The following is a 325-nucleotide window of genomic DNA, read 5'->3' as shown; positions in this document are numbered from 1 at the left end:
AAGTAGCGGCAAATTTGCCGGCGTCTTTGGCCGAATCCGAGTAACCAATCATCACGGTTTGTTTGGTGTCGGTATAGTCGCGGTACCAAGGCAATTGCCATAACAGATCCATCACTTGGGCGGAACGGTCCAGATCATCCAGAGTTTCAAACAATGGCACAATGGGCATATTCCAGCTCATGCCGCTCTCGCGCAATAGCAGCGCCACCACCAATACATCCGACGGCTGTTGTGCCATAGAGATAATATAGGTGGACAAGGTTTCGGCCGGTTCACTGGCAATGACCCGACAGGTTTTCAATACTTCGGCGCCCTCGTCACTGAC

Annotated in this window: 1 protein-coding gene; it reads right to left on the bottom strand. The window is 52.0% G+C overall.

Annotated elements, in window-relative coordinates; all coding sequences use genetic code 11:
• Positions 1–325, bottom strand: a 325-nt coding sequence (locus tag Q4526_RS04495) for a phosphoenolpyruvate carboxylase (RefSeq protein WP_215975708.1), incomplete at both ends; no start/stop codon positions are given.

It is taken from the genome of Gilvimarinus sp. 2_MG-2023, assembly GCF_030547685.1.
Taxonomy (GTDB): domain Bacteria; phylum Pseudomonadota; class Gammaproteobacteria; order Pseudomonadales; family Cellvibrionaceae; genus Gilvimarinus.
The sequence above is the reverse complement of the archived record's forward strand: the minus strand, read 5'-3'. Positions and strand labels throughout refer to the sequence as shown.